Source organism: Alloalcanivorax venustensis ISO4 (genome assembly GCF_015356855.1).
In the GTDB taxonomy this organism is placed as follows: domain Bacteria; phylum Pseudomonadota; class Gammaproteobacteria; order Pseudomonadales; family Alcanivoracaceae; genus Alloalcanivorax; species Alloalcanivorax venustensis.
The window spans coordinates 54,802-75,220 of sequence record NZ_ARXR01000012.1; the positions used below are offsets into that span (position 1 = coordinate 54,802).

The 20,419-nt window shown below is 64.8% G+C and carries 20 protein-coding genes; 11 read left to right on the forward strand and 9 right to left on the reverse strand.

Annotated features, from left to right (window positions below; all coding sequences use genetic code 11):
- Positions 1-4: 4 nt before the first annotated feature.
- Positions 5-913 (reverse strand): response regulator transcription factor, encoded by a 909-nt coding sequence (locus ISO4_RS09070; RefSeq protein ID WP_194855982.1) that lies wholly within the window; start codon positions 911-913, stop codon positions 5-7.
- Positions 910-4,266, reverse strand: a complete 3,357-nt coding sequence (locus ISO4_RS09075; RefSeq protein ID WP_194855983.1) for a hybrid sensor histidine kinase/response regulator — start codon at positions 4,264-4,266, stop codon at positions 910-912. The genes ISO4_RS09070 and ISO4_RS09075 overlap by 4 nt, the downstream gene beginning before the upstream one ends.
- Positions 4,267-4,519: 253 nt before the next feature.
- Here ISO4_RS09075 and urtA point away from each other — a divergent pair, with 253 nt between their 5' ends.
- The 9 genes from urtA to ISO4_RS09120 all read left to right on the forward strand — a co-directional run bounded on the left by urtA (position 4,520) and on the right by ISO4_RS09120 (position 13,207).
- Positions 4,520-5,776, forward strand: a complete 1,257-nt coding sequence (urtA, locus tag ISO4_RS09080; RefSeq protein WP_142949595.1) for an urea ABC transporter substrate-binding protein — start codon at positions 4,520-4,522, stop codon at positions 5,774-5,776.
- Positions 5,777-5,837: 61 nt separating this feature from the next.
- Positions 5,838-6,764, forward strand: coding sequence for an urea ABC transporter permease subunit UrtB (gene urtB, locus ISO4_RS09085; protein WP_142949594.1), 927 nt, complete (start codon positions 5,838-5,840; stop codon positions 6,762-6,764).
- A 9-nt stretch (positions 6,765-6,773) separates the two neighbouring features.
- Positions 6,774-7,943 (forward strand): urea ABC transporter permease subunit UrtC, encoded by a 1,170-nt coding sequence (gene urtC, locus ISO4_RS09090; RefSeq protein ID WP_194855984.1) that lies wholly within the window; start codon positions 6,774-6,776, stop codon positions 7,941-7,943.
- Positions 7,943-8,692: an urea ABC transporter ATP-binding protein UrtD gene (gene urtD, locus ISO4_RS09095; RefSeq protein ID WP_194855985.1), complete on the forward strand. Its 750-nt coding sequence runs from the start codon at positions 7,943-7,945 to the stop codon at positions 8,690-8,692. The genes urtC and urtD overlap by 1 nt, the downstream gene beginning before the upstream one ends.
- A 2-nt stretch (positions 8,693-8,694) precedes the next feature.
- Complete coding sequence (urtE, locus tag ISO4_RS09100; RefSeq protein ID WP_194855986.1) at positions 8,695-9,384, forward strand: urea ABC transporter ATP-binding subunit UrtE; 690 nt, start codon at positions 8,695-8,697, stop codon at positions 9,382-9,384.
- A gap of 30 nt (positions 9,385-9,414) precedes the next feature.
- Positions 9,415-10,455: an aliphatic amidase gene (locus ISO4_RS09105; RefSeq protein WP_194855987.1), complete on the forward strand. Its 1,041-nt coding sequence runs from the start codon at positions 9,415-9,417 to the stop codon at positions 10,453-10,455.
- On the forward strand, positions 10,448-11,506 hold the full coding sequence (locus tag ISO4_RS09110) for an AAA family ATPase (protein ID WP_228548023.1): 1,059 nt from the start codon (positions 10,448-10,450) through the stop codon (positions 11,504-11,506). Before ISO4_RS09105 ends, ISO4_RS09110 begins: the two co-directional genes overlap by 8 nt.
- A 124-nt stretch (positions 11,507-11,630) precedes the next feature.
- A complete protein-coding gene (fmdA, locus tag ISO4_RS09115; RefSeq protein ID WP_142949589.1) occupies positions 11,631-12,860 on the forward strand; it encodes a formamidase in 1,230 nt (409 codons plus the stop codon).
- Positions 12,861-12,874: 14 nt separating this feature from the next.
- The gene (locus ISO4_RS09120; protein WP_194855988.1) at positions 12,875-13,207 is read left to right on the forward strand and encodes a zinc ribbon domain-containing protein; all 333 of its coding nucleotides are present in this window, start codon (positions 12,875-12,877) and stop codon (positions 13,205-13,207) included.
- A 165-nt stretch (positions 13,208-13,372) separates the two neighbouring features.
- On the opposite strand, the gene ISO4_RS09125 is transcribed toward ISO4_RS09120, so the two are convergent.
- Positions 13,373-13,831 carry a MaoC family dehydratase gene (locus ISO4_RS09125; protein WP_194855989.1) on the reverse strand — a complete coding sequence of 153 codons (459 nt, stop codon included), beginning with the start codon at positions 13,829-13,831 and terminating at the stop codon, positions 13,373-13,375.
- Between the two features lie 150 nt (positions 13,832-13,981).
- On the opposite strand from ISO4_RS09125, the gene mpl reads away from it, so the two are divergent.
- Both mpl and ISO4_RS09135 read left to right on the forward strand, forming a co-directional pair.
- Entirely contained in the window at positions 13,982-15,364 is a 1,383-nt protein-coding gene (mpl, locus tag ISO4_RS09130; protein WP_194855990.1) for a UDP-N-acetylmuramate:L-alanyl-gamma-D-glutamyl-meso-diaminopimelate ligase, read from the forward strand.
- Entirely contained in the window at positions 15,354-15,968 is a 615-nt protein-coding gene (locus tag ISO4_RS09135) for a flavin prenyltransferase UbiX (protein ID WP_194855991.1), read from the forward strand. The genes mpl and ISO4_RS09135 overlap by 11 nt, the downstream gene beginning before the upstream one ends.
- Positions 15,969-15,978: 10 nt before the next feature.
- Here ISO4_RS09135 and ISO4_RS09140 read toward each other — a convergent pair whose 3' ends face one another.
- From ISO4_RS09140 to ISO4_RS09165, 6 genes are all read right to left on the reverse strand, one after another.
- Positions 15,979-16,761 (reverse strand): energy transducer TonB, encoded by a 783-nt coding sequence (locus ISO4_RS09140; RefSeq protein WP_194855992.1) that lies wholly within the window; start codon positions 16,759-16,761, stop codon positions 15,979-15,981.
- Positions 16,761-17,240 (reverse strand): ExbD/TolR family protein, encoded by a 480-nt coding sequence (locus tag ISO4_RS09145; protein WP_194855993.1) that lies wholly within the window; start codon positions 17,238-17,240, stop codon positions 16,761-16,763. Before ISO4_RS09145 ends, ISO4_RS09140 begins: the two co-directional genes overlap by 1 nt.
- A complete protein-coding gene (locus ISO4_RS09150) occupies positions 17,237-17,626 on the reverse strand; it encodes an ExbD/TolR family protein (protein ID WP_194855994.1) in 390 nt (129 codons plus the stop codon). Before ISO4_RS09150 ends, ISO4_RS09145 begins: the two co-directional genes overlap by 4 nt.
- A gap of 3 nt (positions 17,627-17,629) precedes the next feature.
- Positions 17,630-18,322 (reverse strand): MotA/TolQ/ExbB proton channel family protein, encoded by a 693-nt coding sequence (locus tag ISO4_RS09155; RefSeq protein WP_228548024.1) that lies wholly within the window; start codon positions 18,320-18,322, stop codon positions 17,630-17,632.
- Positions 18,323-18,820: 498 nt separating this feature from the next.
- Positions 18,821-19,255: a copper resistance protein NlpE gene (locus ISO4_RS09160; protein ID WP_194855995.1), complete on the reverse strand. Its 435-nt coding sequence runs from the start codon at positions 19,253-19,255 to the stop codon at positions 18,821-18,823.
- Between the two features lie 408 nt (positions 19,256-19,663).
- Positions 19,664-20,332 (reverse strand): glutathione S-transferase family protein, encoded by a 669-nt coding sequence (locus tag ISO4_RS09165; RefSeq protein ID WP_194855996.1) that lies wholly within the window; start codon positions 20,330-20,332, stop codon positions 19,664-19,666.
- Positions 20,333-20,419 lie beyond the last annotated feature (87 nt).

Here is a 20,419-nt window from a genome sequence, read left to right on the forward strand (position 1 = left end):
CGGCTCAGGTGCGGGTCAGGCAGCGCAGCGCCATGGCCGCCGCGGCGGTGCGGTTTTCCACCCCCAGTTTGCGGAACACCTGCTCCAGGTGCTTGTTCACGGTGCGCGGGCTCAGCGACAGGATCTGGCCGATCTCCCGGTTGGTCTTGCCCTGGGCGATCCACAGCAGCACCTGGGATTCCCGCCGGGTGAGCCGTAGCTGCTGGCGCAGCAGTTCGCTTTCCTCCTCGCCGTCGCGCTGCAGCAGCCGGAACAGCGGCTCCCCGGAGCCGGTGTCGCCCAGGTAGCGCAGGCGCAGCTCGCCGTGGTCGCTGTCCAGGGCGGACTGGTCGCCGGGTTCCGGGCGGCGCGCCAGCCAGCGGCGGATGTGTGCCGCCAGTTGGGCGAGACGCTCGTCACGCTGGCCGCCGGCCTCCGCGAGCAGGTGTTCCGCCCGGGGCGTGGCCCAGCGCCAGTGGCCCTGGCGGTCGGTGGAGAACGACGCCTGGCCGAGCCGGTCCAGGGCGGTGTGGGCGCCCTGGGTCATGCGCGCGTTGTGCAGGTGCACGCGGATGCGGGCGATCAGCTCGTCCGGGCGCACCGGCTTGGTGACGTAGTCCACGCCGCCGGCTTCCAGGCCGCGCACCACATCCTCCGCGTCGGTGAGGCCGGTCATGAAGATCACCGGCACCGCCGCCAGTTCCGGGTGCCGTTTCAGGCGGCGGCAGGTTTCGAAGCCGTCCATGTTGGGCATCACGGCGTCCATCAGGACCAGGTCAGGTACCATTTTTTCCGCGATGCCGAGGGCTTGTTCGCCTTCCAGGGCGACCAGGGCGGTGAGCCCGGCCTGGTCCAGGGCGTGGTGGATCATGCCCAGGGAATCCGGAGAGTCGTCCACCACCAGAATCACGTCCTTACGGACCGAAGGGGTCATGGGGTCTGCTCCAGCAATTTGATCAGGGCCTGGAAATCGAAGCGTTCCAGGGGCGCTTGCAGGGTGCCGACCAGGGAAGGCGGCAGCCGCCGGTCCTGCTCGGCGCGCTGCAGGGCGTCGCGGAGGCCGGCCAGGTGGCCGATCTCCGCCAGGGCCAGCAGTTCATCGCGCAGGCCTTCGTCCAGGCGGATCTGGGACACCGGAATGCGCCGCGTCTCGCGCAGGTCGCCGTCCAGATGATGGCGCCAGGTCAGGTCCAGGTGGCGCGCCAGGGTGTCCAGCAGGCCGCCCAGTTTGAACTGTTTGATCAGGTAGTCATCGTGCAGGCCGGCGGGGGCGTCGGTCTGGCTCTCGCGGGCGTTGGCGGACAGCATCACCAGGCTGCCCCGGTAGCCGTTGGCGCGCAGCGCGGCGGCGGTTTGCCAGCCGTCCAGGCCGGGCATGGCGATGTCCAGCAGGATCAGGTCCGGGTTGCTTTGCCGGGCCATGTCCAGGCCGGTCTGGCCGTCCGGCGCTTCGGTGACCTGGAACCCCAGCGGCGTCAGCAGGTCGCTGACCAGGCCCCGGTGGGAGGGGTCGTCGTCCACCACCAACAGTGATTTGGGCGGCCCCTGGTAGCCCACCACCGGGCGCTGGCTGTCCCGGTCCGCGTCCGCGTGGGCAACGCTGGACAGCATCACCCAGAGTCGGAATTCACTGCCCTGGCCCGGCGTGCTGCTGACCTGCAGATCGCCGCCCATGATATCCACCAACAGCTTGGTGATGGTGAGCCCCAGGCCGGTGCCGTGCACCGCCGGCATGCCCGGTTTGCGGACCCGCTCGAAGGGCCGGAAGATGCGCTGCTGGTCTTCCTCGGCGATGCCCACGCCGGTGTCGCGGATGGTGAACTCGGCGACCTGGTTGCGGTAGCGGATATGCAGCACCACCCGGCCCTGGCTGGTGAATTTGATGGCGTTGGACAACAGGTTGATCAGCACCTGGCGCAGGCGCTTCTCATCGGTGGTCACCCATTCGGGGATGCGCCCCTGGCTGTGGAACTCAAAGCCGATGCCTTTTTCTTCCGCCTGCAACTGGAACATGGTGACCAGCTCGTCGATCAGTGAACGCACCCTGACCCGGTTGCGGTACAGCTCCAGGCGGCCGGCTTCGATCTTGGAGATTTCCAGCAGCCCTTCGATCAGATCGGAAAGATGGCCGGTGCTGCGGCGGATGGCCGCCACCGCGCCGCGCCGGTTTTCCGGTATCGAAGGGTCGTTCTCAAGCAGCTGGGCGTAGCCGAAGGCGGCGTTGAGCGGCGAGCGCAGCTCATGGCTGAGCCCGGTGAGGTAGCGGCTCTTGGCCTGGTTGGCGGCCTCCGCCAGTTCCTTGGCTTTCTGCAGTTTGCGGTCGGTCTTTTCGTGGGCTTTGATTTCCGCCATCAGCATGCGGGTCTGGCGGTGGGATTCTTCCTGGGCGACCACGCGGCTTTCGTGGGCCAGCACGAACAGCCAGGCCACCACGCCGCTGATAATGATCAGGATCGCGAACACCTTGGCCAGGGTGGTGGCCATCAGGTCGCGCACCTGCGGATCGGTGATCGCCACCTGGGTGTAGACCAGCGTCAGCAGGCCGGCCATCACCAGCGTGACCAGGGTCAGCAGCCCGACGAAATGCCCCAGGCGCGAGCGCAACTGAACCAGGATGGGGCGGGGCAGAATGCCGCCGAGCCAGTCCATCAGCTGTTCCTGAAAGCGGGCGTGGTGCTTGCAGGCGTCGTTGCAGCGCGCGTCCAGGGAGCAGCACAAAGAACAGATCGGGCCGTTGTAGGCCGGGCAGAACGCCATGTCCTCATCGTCGAAGCGATGCTCGCAGATGCAGCAGGGGCGGCCGCGGGTGGCGGTGGCCGGCTCCGGGGTGCGGGCGATGTAGTAGCGGCCGTCGGTGAGCAGCGCGATCAGCGGCGACGCCACGAACGCGGTGAGCAGCGCCAGGAAGGAGGCCAGCGCCTCGGCGTCGCCGCCCCAGAACCCGCTGCGCGCCACCAGCCCCACCAGGGTCGCCATCACCATGGCGCCGAAGCCCACCGGGTTGATGTCGTACAGATAGGCCCGTTTGAATTCGATGCCCTTGGGGCTCAGCCCCAGTGGCTTGTTGATCACCAGGTCGGCGACCAGGGCGCCGATCCACGCCACCGCCACCATGGCGTAGCTGCCGAGGATGGATTCGAACGCCCGGTAGATGCCGATCTCCATCAACACCAGGGCGATCATCACGTTGAACACCAGCCACACCACCCGGCCCGGGTGGCTGTGGGTGAGCCGGGAAAAGAAGTTGGACCAGGCGATGGAGCCGGCGTAGGCGTTGGTCACGTTGATCTTCAGCTGCGACAACACCACGAAAATACCCGCCAGCGCCATCAGCGTGGCCGGGTGCGCGGTGATATGGCTGAACGCCACCAGATACATGTGCATGGGTTCCTGGGCCTGGCTGTGCGGCAGCCCGTGGGAGAACGCCAGCACCGCCAGGAAGGAACCGGCCAGCGCCTTGAGCCCGCCGACGATAATCCAGCCCGGGCCGCCGGCCAGCATCGCCAGCCACCAGCGCCGGCGCTGTTTGCGCTCCGGCCCCGGCTCCGGCATGAAGCGCAGGAAATCCACCTGCTCGCCGATCTGCGCCACCAGGGAAAACATCACCGTGGCGGCGGCGCCGAACAGCACCAGATTGAAGGCGCCGTCGCCGCCCATGGCGCCGTCGAAGCCCTGCCAGCGGCTCAGTGACTCCGGGTCCTGAAACAGGATGAACACGAACGGCGCCAGCTGCAGCACCACCCAGACCGGCTGGGTCCACAGCTGGAAGCGGCTGATGTAGGTGATGCCGTGGGTGACCAGCGGTATCGCCACCAGCGAGCTGACCACATAGCCCAGCGTCAGCGGCAGGCCGAACAGCACCTCCAGGGCCATGGCCATGATCGCCGCTTCCAGGGCGAAAAAAATAAAGGTGAAGGAGGCGTAGATCAGCGAGGTGAGGGTGGAGCCCAGATAACCGAAGCCGGCGCCGCGGGTGAGCAGATCAATGTCGACGCCGTAGCGGGCCGCGTAGTAACTCACCGGCAGGCCGAGCAGGAAAATCACCGCGCTGACCACGGCGATCGCCGCCACCGCGTTGGTGAAACCGTAGTTCAGCGTAATGGCGCCGCCGATGGCTTCCAGCGCCAGAAAGGAAATGGCCCCGAGCGCGGTGTTCGCCACCCGTCCTGCTGACCAGCGGCGCGCCGCCTTGCCGGTGAAGCGCAGGGCGAAGTCTTCCAGGGTCTGGTTGGCGACCCACTTATTGTAGTTGCGCCGCACCCGGAAGATGCGTTGTTCGATGGCCATGCCTGATCGTCCGCAATACCCGAAAGCCGGGCCAAGAAGAAAGCACGATTCGTGCCGTACCCCCGAAGCGTGGATACCCCAAGGGCGCAGCCTAGGGCCGGCGCCGGCGGCGCGGAATGCGTCAAATGACGTAGGGGCATGGCGTATTCGCCGAATGGGAGCGCGCCGGCCGCCTTCCCATACTCGTTAGCGAGGGTCGACGGAGCCATCGGGCTCCCGGGGATCCATGCATTTCGCTAACGAGGGGTTAACCATGAAGACACCGAAGCATTCCTTGCCGTCGCGTCCGCGCCGCCGTCTGCTGGCCGGGCTGCTGGCGTTGCCGGCGGTACTGGCGTTAAGCACGCCGTCGTTCGCCGCGCCGCCCACGTCCGAGGTCAACACCTCCGGCCTGGCGGTCACCGAAGACACCGTCAAGGTGGGCATCCTGCATTCCATTACCGGCACCATGGCGATCAGTGAGATCGGCTCGGTGCAGGCGGAGAAACTGGCCATCGAGCAGATCAACGCCCAGGGCGGCGTGCTCGGCCGGCAGATCGAATACGTTCAGGAAGACGGCGCCAGCGACTGGCCCACTTTCGCCGAGAAAGCGCGCAAGCTGCTGCGCCAGGACGACGTGGCGGCGATCTTCGGCTGCTGGACCTCCGCCTCACGCAAGGCGGTGCTGCCGGTGATCGAGCAGTTCAACGGCATGCTCTATTACCCGACCTTCTATGAAGGTCTCGAGCAGTCACCCAACGTGATCTACACCGGCCAGGAAGCCACCCAGCAGATTCTCGCCGGCATCGACTGGGCGGTGAAGGAGAAGGGCGCCAAGACCTTCTACCTGCTCGGCTCCGACTACATCTGGCCGCGTACTTCCAACAAGATCGCGCGTATTCACATCGAGAAGAAAGGTCTGAAGGTGGTGGGCGAGGAGTACTACCCGCTCGGCCACACCCAGTTCAACTCGGTGATCAACAAGATCAAGTTGCGTAAGCCGGATGTGATCTTCGCCTCCGTGGTGGGCGGCTCCAACGTGGCCTTCTACAAGCAGATGAAAGCCGCCGGTGTCGATCTCACCGAAGAGGATCCGCTGCTGCTGACCATCTCCGTCACCGAGGATGAAATCCGCGGTATCGGCGGCGAGAACGTGGAAGGCGTGTACGCCTCCATGAAGTACTTCCAGAGCCTGGACAACCCCAATAACAAGGAGTTCGTGGCCGCGTTCAAGGAGCGCTGGGGCGACGACATGGTGATCGGCGACGTGACCCAGGCCGCCTATCTGGGCCCGTGGCTGTGGAAGGCGGCGGTGGAGAAAGCCGGTTCCTTCGACGTGGACAAGATTCGTGAAGCCTCTCCCGGCATTGAGTTCAAGAAAGCGCCGGAAGGCTATGTGCGCATCCATGAAAACCATCACCTGTGGTCGAAGACCCGCATCGGCGTGGCGCAGACCAACGGCCAGTACAAGGTGGTCCATGAAACCAAGGACCTGATGGAGCCGGATCCCTTCCCTGAAGGTTACAAGTAACCGTCCGTACCCGGCGCCCCCGGTGGGCGTCGGGATTTTTTAACCGCAGGGGAGCATTGCCATGTTTGCTGATTATTCCTCAACGGAATTGATGTCCATCTTTGCCATGCAGGGGTTCGCCGGTTTGTCCCTGTTTTCCGTGTTCGTTCTCATGGCAATGGGCCTGGCGATTATTTTCGGCCAGATGGGCGTGATCAACATGGCCCACGGGGAGTTCATGATCCTGGGGGCCTATACCACCTACCTGACTTCGCAGTTTTTCCAGAACCTGATGCCGGAGCTGTTCGCCGCTTCGTTCTTCTTCGCCATGGTGCTGGCATTCCTGGTCTCCGGTGCACTCGGCGCCTTTGTCGAATGGGCCATGGTCCGGCATCTGTACCGGCGGCCTCTGGATACGCTGCTGGCCACCTGGGGGCTGAGCCTGATTCTTCAGCAGGCCTACCGGTCGATCTTCGGCGCCCGGGAAGTGGGCGTGGACCTGCCGGACTGGATGATGGGCGCGTTTAACGTCACGGATTTCGTGCAACTGCCGATCAATGGCCTGTTCGTGATGGTGATCGCCCTGTCCATTGCGCTGGCGGTGTATCTGCTTATGTACCGCTCCGGCTGGGGCAAGAAAGTGCGCGCGGTGGTGCAGAACCGGCCGATGGCGGAAGCGGTGGGCATCAACACCGCCGGCGTCGACCGGGCCACCTTCGCGCTGGGGTGCGGCATCGCCGGGGTCGCCGGCAGCGCCTTCACCATGATTGGCTCCACCGGCCCGTCGTCCGGCCAGGCCTATATCGTCGATACCTTCCTGGTGGTGGTGTTCGGCGGCGCGCAAAGCCTGGTCGGCACCATTATTTCCGCCTTCGGTATCTCCCAGGCCCAATCCACCATGGAGTTCTTCCTGAGCGGTTCCATGGCCAAGGTACTCACCCTGCTGGTGGTGGTGGGCATTCTCATGTTGCGTCCGGAAGGCCTGATGGCCTTGAAGGTCCGTCGCTAGGAGTCCGTGATGAAAACCAACTCTCCCCTTCAATGGCTGACCTCCCGGGAAGGGATCTACTACCTGCTGCTGGCCTTGCTGCTGGTGGTGGTGCTGCCGCTGCTGCTCGATCCCTTCCGCCTCAACATGGTGGGCAAGTATCTCACCTACGCCTTCGCCGCCATCGGCCTTGTGATGTGCTGGGGCAAGGCCGGCATTCTCAGTCTCGGCCAGGGCGTGTTCTTCGGCCTGGGTGGCTACTGCATGGCCATGTTTCTGAAACTGGAAGCGTCCACGCCGGAGGCCACCAAGAATCAGTCCACGCCGGGCATTCCGGATTTCATGGACTGGAACCAGATCACCGAGCTTCCGGGGTTCTGGCAGCCGTTCCACAGCTTCTCGTTCACCCTGATCGCGGTGATCGCGGTGCCGGTCTTACTCGCCTTCATCATCGGCGTGGCCATGTTCAAGCGGCGCGTGGGCGGCGTTTACTTCGCCATTATCACCCAGGCCATCGCCGCCATTCTGACCATTCTTATCATCGGCCAGCAGGGGCTCACCGGCGGCGTCAACGGCATCACCGACCTGCAAACCCTGATGGGCTGGAATATCCGCACCGACATGGCCAAGACCACGCTCTACTTCGTCTGCGTCGGGCTGTTGTTCCTCTGCCTGCTGGTCGCGCGCCATGTGCAGAACGCCAAGCTGGGGCGGATTCTGGTTGCGATGCGCGACCAGGAAAACCGGGTGCGCTTCTCCGGTTACGACGTGGCCTCCTTCAAAGTGTTCGTGTTCTGTCTTGCGGCGGGCCTGGCGGGCATCGGCGGGGCGCTGTTCACCCTGCAGGTGGGCTTCATGTCGCCGTCGTTCGTGGGCATCGTGCCGTCCATCGAGATGGTGGTGTTCTGCGCGCTGGGCGGCCGTTACTCCCTGCTTGGCGGTGTCTACGGCGCCTTGCTGGTGAACGCGGCCAAGAGCGGCTTCTCCGAATCCTTCCCGGAACTCTGGCCCTACGCCATGGGGGCGCTGTTTATCGGTGTGGTGCTGGCCTTCCCCAACGGTCTGGCCGGCCTCTATGAGCGCTACATCATGCCGCTGGAAAAACGCCTGCCGGTGATCGGCAAGTACCTGGACAAGGACAAGCCCGCACCGCAGGCGCCGCCGGTGGTGTCCGATCAACTCAGCGCGGAGAAACCCTGATGAATGCACAAAAGGAAAACTTCCTGCTCGCCGTGGAAGGTCTGACGGTGTCGTTCGACGGCTTCAAGGCGGTGGACGACCTGTCCTTCTATCTCGACCCCAAGGAGATCCGCGTGATCATCGGCCCCAACGGCGCCGGCAAAACCACGGTGCTGGATCTGATCTGCGGCAAAACCCGCGCCACCGCGGGCTCGATACGCTTCGGCGGCAAGGAGCTCACCAAGATGAAGGAGCACCAGATCGTGCACGCCGGGGTGGGCCGCAAGTTCCAGAACCCTTCGGTGTTCGAGGACCTGACCGTGTTCGAGAACCTGGAGGTCTCCTACTCGCAGGGCCACACGGTGATGGGGGCGCTGGCGTTCAAACGGGACGCGGCGGTGGTCGAAGCGGTGGAAAGCATCGCTGAAACCATCTTCCTGAGCGACCAGCTCAACGAGCCCGCCGGGCTGCTCAGCCACGGCCAGAAGCAGTGGCTGGAAATCGGCATGTTGCTGATTCAGAAGCCGGACCTGCTGATGCTCGATGAGCCGGTGGCGGGCATGTCGGTGGCGGAACGCAAGAAGACCGCCGAGCTGCTGCGTGTGATCACCCGCGATCATACGGTGCTGGTGATCGAGCACGACATGCAGTTCGTCGGCGACATCGCCGACCGGGTCACCGTCATGCACCAGGGCAAGGTGCTCTCCGAAGGGTCCATCGAACACGTCAAGCAGGACCCGAAAGTCATCGAAGTCTACCTGGGGCACTGATCATGCTGAAAGTATCGAATCACTCCGTGGCCTACGGCCAGAGCACCATCATCCGCGGCCTGAATCTGGACGTGAACGACAACGAGATCGTCGCGGTGGTGGGGCGCAACGGCATGGGCAAGACCACGCTGATGAAATCCCTGATCGGCATGACCCCCAGCCGTGCCGGCAGCGTGTCCCTGAACCACACCGACCTCAGCGCCATGAAAAGCTTTCAGCGGGTGCGCGCCGGGCTCGGTTTCGTGCCCCAGGGGCGAATGATTTTTCCCGCCCTCACGGTGCGCGAAAACATCGAGACCGGCCTGGCGGCGGTGGGCGAAAAGAAGGTGCCACGCGATCTCTATGAATTGTTTCCGGTGCTGGAAGAAATGCAGCACCGGCGCGGCGGCAACCTGTCCGGCGGTCAGCAGCAGCAACTGGCGATCGCGCGGGCACTGGCCACGCGCCCCAAGGTGCTGCTGCTGGACGAGCCCACCGAAGGCATCCAGCCCTCCATCATCCAGGAGATGGCGCGCACCCTGAAACGTATCCGCGACGAGCGCGGCCTGTCCATCGTGGTGTCCGAGCAGGTGCTCAGCTTCGTGATGGAGATCGCCGACCGGATTCTGGTGATCGAGAAAGGCGACATCGTTCACCAGGAAGACAAAGAGGACGCCGACCAGAACAAGATCGCCAGCTATCTGGCGGTCTGAATCCGCTCAACGAAAGCGAGGAGCCAAGTTATGCGACACGGTGATATTTCCAGCAGCAGCGATACCGTCGGGGTGGCGGTGGTCAACTATAAGATGCCGCGCCTGCACAGCCGCGCCGAGGTGCTCGATAACGCCCGCGCCATCGCCGAGATGATCAAGGGCATGAAGGTGGGCCTGCCGGGCATGGACCTGGTGGTGTTCCCGGAGTACAGCACCATGGGCATCATGTACGACCCGGATGAAATGATGGACACCGCCGCCACCGTGCCCGGTGACGAGACCGCCATTTTCTCCGCCGCCTGCCGGGAAGCGAAAACCTGGGGCGTATTCTCCCTCACCGGCGAACGCCACGAGGAGCACCCGCACAAATCCCCCTACAACACTCTGATTCTGATCAACGACCAGGGCGAAGTGGTGCAGAAGTACCGCAAGTGCATCCCCTGGTGCCCGATTGAAGGCTGGTACCCCGGCGACACCACCTATGTGACCGAAGGCCCCAAAGGCATGAAGCTCAGCCTGATCATCTGCGATGACGGCAACTACCCGGAGATCTGGCGCGACTGCGCCATGAAGGGCGCCGAGCTGATCGTGCGCTGCCAGGGCTATATGTACCCGGCCAAGGAGCAGCAGGTGATGATGTCCAAAAGCATGGCCTGGGCCAATAACTGCTATGTGGCGGTGGCCAACGCCGCCGGCTTCGACGGCGTCTACTCCTACTTCGGCCATTCGGCGATTATCGGCTTCGACGGCCGCACGCTCGGCGAATGCGGCGAAGAGGAAATGGGCATTCAGTACGCCCAGCTCTCGATCAGCCAGATCCGCGACGCGCGCGCCAACGACCAGTCCCAAAACCACCTGTTCAAGCTGCTGCACCGGGGCTACACCGGCATCCACGATTCCGGCGACGGCGACAAGGGCATCGCGGACTGCCCGTTCGAGTTCTACCGCACCTGGGTCATGGACGCGCAGAAAGCCCAGGAAAACGTGGAAGCCATGACCCGCTCCACGGTGGGCGTGGCGGACTGTCCGGTGAAGGACCTGCCGGTGGACGGTAAAGAGAAAAATGCCTGAGGCCGCCATGCCCTTTATCAATGACCGCCTGCAGGAGAATCAGGAACGGCTGGCCCGGGAAGAACGGGCCAGCCGGCCGGAGCGGGCACCGCGCTTTGTGTTCGAGCCGGAGGCCGTGATGGCGCGCTTGCGTGCCCGCATTGTCGGTCAGGCGCCGGTGCTCGACGCCATGGAAGACATGCTGCGCGTGGTCAAGGCGGACATCGGCGACCCGCACCGGCCGCTGGCGGTGAATCTGTTCATGGGCCCCACCGGGGTGGGTAAAACCGAAACCGTGCGGCTGATCAGCGAAGCGATCCACGGCCGCGCGGACGGCTTCTGCCGCATCGATATGAACACCCTGGCCCAGGAGCACTACGCCGCCGCGCTCACCGGCGCGCCGCCGGGCTATGTGGGCAGCAAGGAAGGCCACACCCTGTTTGATGTGGATCTGATCCAGGGCAGTTTCAGCAAGCCCGGCATCGTGCTGTTCGACGAACTGGAAAAAGCCAGCACCGAAGTGATCCGTTCGCTGCTCAATGTGCTGGAAAGCGGCCGGCTGCTGCTGTCCGGCGGCACCCGCAGCATCGATTTCCGCAACACCCTGATTTTCATGACCAGCAATGTGGGCGCCCGCGAGGCCGGCGATTACCGCGCCCGTTTCCGGCACGGCTGGCGGCACTGGCTGGGGCTGTCGCCACGCCATGAGGGCCGGGTTCTGGAGCGCGCCCTGCATCGCCGCTTCGACCCGGAATTCATCAACCGCATCGACCGGGTGCTGCCGTTTCAGCGGCTTGATGCCGCCTGGCTGGACACCCTGCTGGACATCGAGCTGGGCAAACTCAACCAGCGTCTGGCGCGGCGCCGCGCCCGCCTGGAGCTGGACAACGGCGCGCGCCAGTTTCTCTGCCGCGCCCACGACGACCGCTTCGGCGCCCGGGATCTGGCCCGCCGCCTGCGCGCCGAGCTGGAACCGGCGCTCGCCCGGGCCCTGCTGGAACGCCCCGCCGACGACACCTTTCTGGCGCTGCTCGACGGCGACCGGCTGAGCGTGGTGCCGGTGAACCGCTGAGCCGGGCAATACGTCATCTGACGTAGTCGCCGGGGCCTTTTCGCGAATGGTGAGCGGTGCGCCGATCACCGATATTGAAACCCACGGAATCACGCTTGCCCGAAAAACTGGAGGAACCGACACCATGGCTGAGACCATCATTAAAATCGATCTCGACACTTCGCCCTACGACAACGATATGGTGCACAACCGCTGGCATCCCGACATTCCCATGGCGGCGATGGTGAAGCCCGGCGACGACTTCATCGTTGAATGCCACGACTGGACCGGCGGCCAGATCCATAACGACGACAACGCCGAGGACGTGCGCGACGTGGACCTCACCCAGGTGCATTTCCTGTCCGGCCCGGTGGGCGTGGAAGGCGCCGAGCCCGGCGACCTGCTGGTGGTCGATATCCTCGACATCGGCACCTTCGAGGAAAGCCAGTGGGGCTTCAACGGCTTCTTCTCGAAGCAGAACGGCGGCGGCTTTCTCACCGAGCATTTCCCGGAAGCGCAGAAAACCATCTGGGACTTCAACGGCATGTTCACCAAGTCGCGGCATATTCCCGGCGTGGAGTTCGCCGGCCTGATTCACCCGGGGCTGATCGGTTGCCTGCCGTCCAAGGACATGCTCAACGAGTGGAACAGCCGCGAAAAAGAACTCTACGACACCGAGCCGGATCGCGTGCCCGGTTTGGTCAACCTGCCGTTCGCCGACACCGCCCATATGGGCAAACTCAAGGGCAGCGAGAAAGCGGCGGCCGCCGCCGAGGGCGCGCGCACCGTGCCGCCCCGCGAGCACGGCGGTAACTGCGACATCAAGGACCTGTCACGCGGTTCGCAGATTTACTTCCCGGTGTATGTGAAAGACGCCGGCCTGTCCGTGGGCGACCTGCACTTCAGCCAGGGCGACGGCGAGATCACCTTCTGCGGCGCCATCGAAATGGCCGGCTGGATTCACATGCGCGTCAACCTGATCAAAGGCGGCATGGAGAAGTACGCGATCAAGAACCCGATCTTCAAACCCAGCAAGATCGCGCCCAAGTACGACGACTACCTGATCTTCGAAGGCATCTCCGTGGACGAACAGGGCAAGCAGCACTATCTGGACGTGCACATCGCCTACCGCCAGGCCTGCCTGAACGCCATCGAGTACCTGAAGAAGTTCGGCTATACCGGCGCCCAGGCCTACTCGCTGCTCGGCTGCGCGCCGGTGCAGGGCCACATCAGCGGGGTGGTGGACGTGCCCAACGCCTGCGCCACATTATGGCTGCCCACCGACATCTTCGACTTCGATCTCAAGCCCGGTGTCGACGGCCCGCAACACAGCGTCGCCGGCAGCACCGACGTGCCGCTGGCCAAGGATAAATAGGGGAGGGCGCCACCATGCCGTTGTACGACTATAAATGCACCGAGCACGGCCTGTTCCACGAGCTGGTGCCGGTGCAGGCGTCCGGGGAAACCTGCCCCTGCCCCACCTGCGGCGTGCTGTCCGCGCGGGTGATCCTGGTCGCCCCGGAGGTACTGGACATGGCCCCGGAACGGCGCTCGGCCTTCGAGCGCAACGAACGGGCCCGCCACGAACCCCGGCGCGGCAACCAGCACTCGGAAAAGGAGCAGGGCTGCTGCCACCACGAACGCCACAAACCCAAGGTCTTCTACACCGCCGAAGGCAATAAGATGTTTCCGTCGGCGCGGCCCTGGATGATTAGCCACTAAAAAGACAGTTGATAGTGGACAGTGGATAGTTGATAGCTGCGCGGGAGAGTTTCTCGGCGCATTGAAGCGAAGAGGCCGCGCCCAAGGTTTGGGCGCGGCCTCTTTGTTGTCGGGCTCCGCGGGCGTTGCCCGCGTCGCTATCAACTATCCACTATCAACTGTCAATTAAAAAAGCACCATCCCGAGGCTTTCGGCGACGCAGGCGGGTTTGTCGCTGCCTTCCAGTTCGATGGTGACTTCGTTGCAGAGCAGGTAGCGGCCTTCGCCCTTGGCGGCCACGGATTTCATCACGAAGCGTCCGCGCACGCGGCCGCCGGCGGGGACCGGGGTCAGAAAGCGGCAGCTGTTGAGGCCGTAGTTGAGGCCCGCCTTGGCGCCTTCCACGGTGTAGATCTCGTCCTTGAACATGGGGATCAGTGACAGGGTCAGGTAGCCGTGGGCGATGGGGCCGCCCATGGGCGATTCCTTCTTGGCGCGCTCCACGTCCACGTGAATCCACTGGTGGTCGCCGGTGGCTTCGGCGAACTGGTTAATGCGCTCCTGGCTCACCGTCATCCATTCGGTGACGCCCAGTTCCTTGCCTTCCCAGCTTTTCAGCTCTTCCGGGCCGTTGATTGTCAGCATTTGTCTCTCCTCGAACGATTCAAAAAAAGAGATAGCTTCAGGCTTCACGCGGCAGGCTTCAAGCTCAAAAACAGCGGCGCCGGCGGCTGGCCGGCTTGTGGCCTGAGGCCGATGTTGTATCCTGCGTTCAGAGTTTCTTCGAGGTCTTCCATGCACATCCATATTCTCGGCGTCTGCGGCACCTTCATGGGGTCGCTGGCGCAGCTGGTCCGGGCCCAGGGGCACCGGGTCACCGGTTCCGACCAGAACGTCTACCCGCCGATGAGCGATCAGCTCAGCGCCGCCGGCATCGAGCTGATCCAGGGCTATGACCCTGCTCAGCTGGAGCCGGCCCCGGACCTGGTGGTGATCGGCAACGCCCTGAGCCGGGGCAACCCGGCGGTGGAGCATGTGCTGGACCAGGGCATGCCCTATACCTCCGGCGCCCAGCTGCTCGCCGAGGTGGTGCTGCCCGGCCGCTGGGTGCTGGCGGTGGCGGGCACCCACGGCAAGACCACCACCGCCTCGATGCTGGCCTGGATTCTCGAGGACGCGGGCCTCGACCCGGGCTATCTGATCGGCGGCGTGCCCGGCAACTTCGGCGTCTCCGCGCGGCTCGGCGGCACGCCGTTTTTCGTGGTCGAAGCGGACGAGTACGACACCGCCTTTTTCGACAAGCGCAGCAAGTTCGTGCACTACCGGCCGCGCACCGTGGTGCTCAACAATCTCGAGTTCGACCACGCGGATATCTTTCCGGACCTGGCCGCCATCCAGACCCAGTTTCACCATCTGCTGCGCACCGTGCCGTCCCTGGGCCGGGTGATTCTGCCCCACGGCGAAGCCGCCCTGGAGGAAACCCTGGCGCGGGGCTGCTGGAGCGAGGTGGAGCGGTTCGGCGAGCAGGCGGACCCGGGCTACCGGCTGGAACGTCCGGACGGCTCCCGCTTCACGGTGATGGAAAAGGGGACAGGCATTGCCGTGGTGGACTGGTCGCTCACCGGCCGCCACAACGTCAATAACGGCATGGCGGCGCTGTTGGCGGCGCGCCATGTGGGCGTCACCCTGGAAGACGGTGCCGCCGCCCTGGGCCGCTTCCAGGGCGTGAAGCGCCGCATGGAGCTGCGCGGCGAGGTGGACGGCGTGCGCGTCTACGACGACTTCGCCCACCACCCCACGGCCATCGCCACCACCCTGGACGGCCTGCGCCGTCGGGTGGGCGACGAGCAGGTGCTGGCGGTGATCGAGCCCCGTTCCAACACCATGCGCCTGGGCCGCCACCGGGAGGCCCTGGCGGCCAGTGCCCGGGACGCGGATCAGGTGATCTGGTATCAGCCGCCGGGGCTGGAATGGTCCCTGGACGCGGTGATCGCCGAGTCGCCGGTGCCGGCGCGGGTGGAAACCGACCTGGATGCCCTGGTGGCGTCGGTGGCGGCCCAGCCCGGGCCCCTCAACGTGGTGGTTATGAGTAACGGCGGCTTCGGCGGCGTGCACGAAAAACTGCTGGCGGCGCTGCGACAGCGTTTGCCTCAAGGGAGTGGAAGCCATGACGGATAGCACACGCCAGCGTGTCACCCTGGCGTTTACCGGGGCCTCCGGCGCCCCCTATGGCCTGCGGCTGCTGCAGTGTCTGCTGAGAGCGGACTGCGAGGTGTTCGTAATCCTGTCCAAGGCGGCGCGGGTGGTGATCGGCATGGAGACCGATCTCAGCCTGCCCGCCGGCACCGGCAAGGCGGAAACCGTATTGCGCGAGTACGCCGGCACCGACCGGGGCGCGCTCACCGTGTGCGGCCTGGAACAGTGGACCGCGCCGGTGGCTTCGGGCTCCGGCGCGCCGGCGTCGATGGTGGTGTGCCCCTGTTCCACCGGCACCCTGTCGGCGATCGCCAGTGGCGCCAGTGACAACCTGATCGAGCGCGCCGCGGACGTGGCCCTCAAGGAACGCCGCCAGCTGATTCTGGTGCCCCGGGAAAGCCCGTTCTCGGCGATTCATCTGGAAAACATGCTCAAGCTGGCGCGTCTGGGCGTCACCATCCTGCCGGCGGCGCCCGGGTTCTATCACCGCCCGCAAAGCGTCGACGATCTGATCGACTTCGTGGTGGCGCGGATTCTCGACCAGCTCGGCGTCGAGCAGACCCTGGTCAAGCGCTGGGGCGAGTGACCCCGGCGGCTCACAGAGAGTAACGCAACGGCAGGTTCACCCTGATCGGCTCGGAACCCAGCTCCGTGGGCGGTTCCGGGAAACGCAGCCGGCGCACCAGTTCCAGGGATTGCTGATCCAGAATACGGCTGTTCGAACTGCTGGTCAGCGTGACCTCCAGGGCACGACCGTTGCTGTCCACCAGGAAGCTTACTTCCACCACCCCCTGCTGGCGGCGCATCCGCGCCCGAGCCGGGTATTCCTTGTTGTATTCGATGGTGTCGCGGACCTTGCCCAGATAGCGATCCAGCAGGTTGTCGTGGTCGCCGCTTTTACGCACGCCCTCGCCGGGGTCGCCGGCCATGCCTTTCTGGCCCTGGGGCTGCTGCTGGGACTGGTCGGCGGTGCGGGTTTCGGTGTCCCGCTGCTGCGCGGGCGCCGCCGGTTCGGTTTCCGGCTCCGGTTCGGGCTCAGGCTCAGGCTCAGGCTCAGGCTCCGGCTTGGGCTCCGGTTTGGGTTCAGGCTTCGGCTTCGGTTTTGGCTTGGGTTCGGGTTTGGGTTCCGGCTTGGGCTTGGGTTTCGGCTCAGGCTTGGGTTCCGGCTTCGGCTCGGGCTTGGGTTCCGGGGCCGGCTCGGGGGCCGTGGCCACCGGGCTGTCGCTGGGCTTTTTCGCCAGGTTCAGGGTCACCGCCTGCTGTTGGCCCTCCTTGGCGGGGCGGCCACCGGCCAGGGTCATGCTGCCCACGCCCACCAGCAACACGGCATGGGCGGCGAGGGCCAGGCTCCAGGCGAGAATCACGCGGGGTTTGGGCATCACGGTGTGTTCTTACTCCGGGTTACCAGGCGTACTTCTTCCACGCCGGCGTCGCGCAGGGTTTCCAGGCTGTTACGCAGCGTGCTGAGCGCGGTGTCGGCGTCGGCCATCAGGCGCACCGGCTGGGGACCGTCGGTATCGGTGGGCGGTGCCGCGTCCACCGCGGTGGTGTCGGCGTTGTCCTCGGTCGCCGCGGCGGTGCGCCGGTGCTCGCGGATCAAATCCGCCATGCGTGCTGGGTCCACCGGCTCGCCCTGGTGCAGCAGCCGGCCTTCCTTGTCCAGCACCAGCATGAACTGCTCCAGGTTTTCCTCGGTGTCGGCGCTGGCGCTGTCCGGTGCTTCAACGTCCCCTTCCGGTCGCGGCGCCAGCTGGCCCGCCACCATAAAGAAGATCAACAGCAGAAAGACCACATTGATCAGCGGCAGCACCGGCTCCAGGGGCGGTCGGCGGCCGCTGTCCGGAGACTCCAGGTTCATGGCATCAGCTCCAGCTGCACGTCCTCGATACCGGCGGCGCGGGCCGCGTCCAGGGTGGCCAGGGCGGCTTGCAGCGGCGCGTCCGCTTCGCCGGTGATCAGCACGGTGGCGTCCCGCCCTTGCAGGCGCTCCGCCAGGTCCGACACCGCGTAGCGTTCGCCCTCCATCTCCACCTGGCCGTCGGCGGTGACGGTCAGCGTCAGCCAGTCCTGATCCTGATCCTGGCGCTGCTCGCTGGCCTCGCTGGGCAGCACATTGACCGGCAGATCCTTCCAGTCGCCAAAGCGGCTGGCGAGCATGAAGAAGATCAGCAGAATGAACACCACATCAATCAGTGGTGTCAGGCTGATGGTCGGGGAGCGATGGCGTTCCGGTTCCAAGTGCATGGATCAGCCGCCGACGGCGACCCGGCGCGGGGCCTGATCGCGGGCCGGTGCTTGGCTGTCCCGGGTTTGTCCGGCGCCTTGCCGGCGCACCTGCACCTTCAGGCGGGCCAGGCGGTCCTGCATTTTTTCACGGCACAGCTCAATGGTGCGGTCGGCCCAATGGAAGGCCGCCAAGGCGGGGATCGCCACGGTAAGACCGGCGGCGGTGGTGAGCAGCGCTTCCCAGATACCGCCGGACAGAATCGACGGGTCCACCTGGGAACCGGCGGCTTCCAAGGCCTGGAAGGCGCCGATCATGCCGAACACGGTGCCCAGCAGGCCGATCAGCGGCGACAGCGCGCTGATCACTTCCAGGGTGCGCAGGCCGCCGCGCATGTCTTCCAGCGCCTCGCGGCCGCGCCGCAGGCTGTCCTCTTCCCAGCTGTCCGCGTCCATGGCGCGGTTGTGCCAGGCGCTCAACACCACCTGATCCACCGGCGAACGCCCGGCGTCACCGACCACCGGCGTATCGCCGCGCTCCAGGCTTTCCAGCAGGGCGTCGGCCTGTTTGCTGGCCACCGGTCGCAGGCGGGCGAACTGGAGCATCTTGGTGAGCAGCGTGGCGAGGGCCACCACCGACAGCACGGCCAAAAGCCACATGGCGACGCCGCCGGCGACAAACCACTCGGGGAGTTGAAGCTGCAAGGAAGACATCATGTCCGGACTCCTGTTGGCGGGCGCATACCGCCATCACGGAAAAAAGGCAGAAAAAGGGCGATATCGCCAGAGAGCCGGAGTCTAGCATCTCGCGGCCTGAATGCAAGTCATTCCTATTTACATTTCAGGTGTCTGCTATTCCCTCCAGCGGGGACGCGGGTCTCTCCAGCCTGGGTCGCGGTTCTGTGTTCTGCCCTTCCGGGAACGCCGTGAACCCGTCCCTGGGGGCTCCCTGTCGAACGTCCTGTTCTCCAGGGTCCCGGAAGGGCAGAACACAGAACCGCTCCGGGGGAAGATTCCGGCGCCCCGGGCTATCGCTGACGTCGAACCTTTTTACGAGGCTCGGCGGTTGGCACCAATCGGGAGGTCCGGTCTCGGTGGCCGGGTCCAGGACTGTGTGAGGCAGGGAGCCGAACACAAGCCTCCAGGGATGGATTCACGGCGGGTCCTGGACCCGGCCACCGAGACCGGACCGGGCTACGAAGTACAGCCGTCGTCTCAGCGCTCAATCAGCGTGTAGTTGAAGTCGGACTCGATCGGCTCGCCGTCGGCGTTCAGCATTTCCACCGCGTTGGTGGCTTTCTGCAGAAAGCGGAACTGCTCGGCCGGATCGGTGGGATTAAGGATGAACAGCGGGTAGGACTTGCCGTCCACGGATTGCCGCTCGGCGATCCAGTTGCCGCGGTCCACGTCACTGCCGCCGGCCTTGGCGCCGTCCAGAAACTTCTGGCGCAGTTCAAAGCGTGACGGCTGGTCCGCCTCATCCCGGTACAGCGTCAGGGTGGTCTGGATTCCGGAGCAGTCCGCGCAGGGCAGCACGCCCTGGTACACCGTTTTGCTGGCTTTGGGATCCGGTTGTGGTTCGGGAGCGGTCTGGCAGCCGGCCAGTGCGAACAGCGCGCCAAGCGTGAGAACAGAAAGGGCTTTTTTCATATTTGGTCTCCCTGACATCAATTAAGTGGTGTCAGTATAGACCGCGCTCCGTGAACCGGTTCACAGCTTTAACAGTGTTTAACCGTGAAGAACGGCTCAGTCCCGGCGGCGTGCCAGGTAGCGTTGCACCCCTTCCGCGATCAGGAAGACCACCCCCAGAGCGATTAGAAAGTACAGCAGAATCATGTTTCCCCAGACCAGTGAGTCAGCCGAAAGCTTGATGCCAAGCCATTTTTTGCATTCGAGAATAGGGCAGCCGAGGCCCTTAAAACAGTAACTTACTGTTAATGCTTGTAAGAATAACGACCTATGCAATTAGCGTCATTGGACTTTGGTGGAAAGCGGACCCGGGTCACAGTTCGCGGCGATGCGGTGCGCCCCGGGGCCGAAAAGGGAGGGGGAAAGGGTTCAGCCGAGCAGTTCCAGCGGGCCGGTGCGTTCGATGCCGCGTTGATAGGCCGGGCGGGCTTCCACGCGCTGGATAAAGTCGCGGATGTGCGGCAGGGCGTCCAGGTTGGCGCGGGCGCCGGCGGCCTGCAGCGGGAAACTCATCTGCACGTCGGCGGCGGTCAGTGCCTCGCCGGCGAACCAGGTGTGGCTGGCGAGGTGGCTTTCCACCAGGCGCAGCTGCTCTTCAATGCGCGGCTGCACGAAGCCGCCCACCATGCCGCCGCTGATCTTCTTAGCGATCGGCTTGGCGAAGAACGGCATCGGCGCCTTGGGCACCCGGCTGAAGATCAGCTTCATGACCATCAGCGGCATTAGCGAGCCTTCCGCGTAGTGCAGCCAGTATTGGTAGTTCAGCCAGTTGGGGTCGTCCACGGCGGGCTTGAGGCGTCCGCCGCCGTGCTTTTCCACCAGGTACTCGATAATGGCGCCGGATTCCGCCACCACGGTGTCGCCGTCGGTGATCACCGGCGACTTGCCCAGCGGATGCACCCGGCGCAGCGACTCGGGGGCCAGCATGGTGTTGGGGTCGCGTTTGTAGTGCTCGATCTCGTAGGGAACGCCGAGTTCCTCGAGCAGCCAGACGATGCGTTGCGAGCGGGATTTTTCCAGATGGTGGACGATGATCATTGAGCTTCCCCGATACGGTAAGGGTGATGAATGCAGCGCAGAGCATAGCATCGGGCGGCCTGCTTTACCGTCAAGGTGGGGCGCCCC

Coding starts and splice junctions, on each gene's coding strand:
- ISO4_RS09070 (WP_194855982.1), bottom strand. CDS start 913: ATGACCCCTTCGGTCCGTAAGGACGTGATTCTGGTGGTGGACGACTCT.
- ISO4_RS09075 (WP_194855983.1), bottom strand. CDS start 4,266: ATGGCCATCGAACAACGCATCTTCCGGGTGCGGCGCAACTACAATAAG.
- urtA (WP_142949595.1), top strand. CDS start 4,520: ATGAAGACACCGAAGCATTCCTTGCCGTCGCGTCCGCGCCGCCGTCTG.
- urtB (WP_142949594.1), top strand. CDS start 5,838: ATGTTTGCTGATTATTCCTCAACGGAATTGATGTCCATCTTTGCCATG.
- urtC (WP_194855984.1), top strand. CDS start 6,774: ATGAAAACCAACTCTCCCCTTCAATGGCTGACCTCCCGGGAAGGGATC.
- urtD (WP_194855985.1), top strand. CDS start 7,943: ATGAATGCACAAAAGGAAAACTTCCTGCTCGCCGTGGAAGGTCTGACG.
- urtE (WP_194855986.1), top strand. CDS start 8,695: ATGCTGAAAGTATCGAATCACTCCGTGGCCTACGGCCAGAGCACCATC.
- ISO4_RS09105 (WP_194855987.1), top strand. CDS start 9,415: ATGCGACACGGTGATATTTCCAGCAGCAGCGATACCGTCGGGGTGGCG.
- ISO4_RS09110 (WP_228548023.1), top strand. CDS start 10,448: ATGCCTGAGGCCGCCATGCCCTTTATCAATGACCGCCTGCAGGAGAAT.
- fmdA (WP_142949589.1), top strand. CDS start 11,631: ATGGCTGAGACCATCATTAAAATCGATCTCGACACTTCGCCCTACGAC.
- ISO4_RS09120 (WP_194855988.1), top strand. CDS start 12,875: ATGCCGTTGTACGACTATAAATGCACCGAGCACGGCCTGTTCCACGAG.
- ISO4_RS09125 (WP_194855989.1), bottom strand. CDS start 13,831: ATGCTGACAATCAACGGCCCGGAAGAGCTGAAAAGCTGGGAAGGCAAG.
- mpl (WP_194855990.1), top strand. CDS start 13,982: ATGCACATCCATATTCTCGGCGTCTGCGGCACCTTCATGGGGTCGCTG.
- ISO4_RS09135 (WP_194855991.1), top strand. CDS start 15,354: ATGACGGATAGCACACGCCAGCGTGTCACCCTGGCGTTTACCGGGGCC.
- ISO4_RS09140 (WP_194855992.1), bottom strand. CDS start 16,761: ATGCCCAAACCCCGCGTGATTCTCGCCTGGAGCCTGGCCCTCGCCGCC.
- ISO4_RS09145 (WP_194855993.1), bottom strand. CDS start 17,240: ATGAACCTGGAGTCTCCGGACAGCGGCCGCCGACCGCCCCTGGAGCCG.
- ISO4_RS09150 (WP_194855994.1), bottom strand. CDS start 17,626: ATGCACTTGGAACCGGAACGCCATCGCTCCCCGACCATCAGCCTGACA.
- ISO4_RS09155 (WP_228548024.1), bottom strand. CDS start 18,322: ATGATGTCTTCCTTGCAGCTTCAACTCCCCGAGTGGTTTGTCGCCGGC.
- ISO4_RS09160 (WP_194855995.1), bottom strand. CDS start 19,255: ATGAAAAAAGCCCTTTCTGTTCTCACGCTTGGCGCGCTGTTCGCACTG.
- ISO4_RS09165 (WP_194855996.1), bottom strand. CDS start 20,332: ATGATCATCGTCCACCATCTGGAAAAATCCCGCTCGCAACGCATCGTC.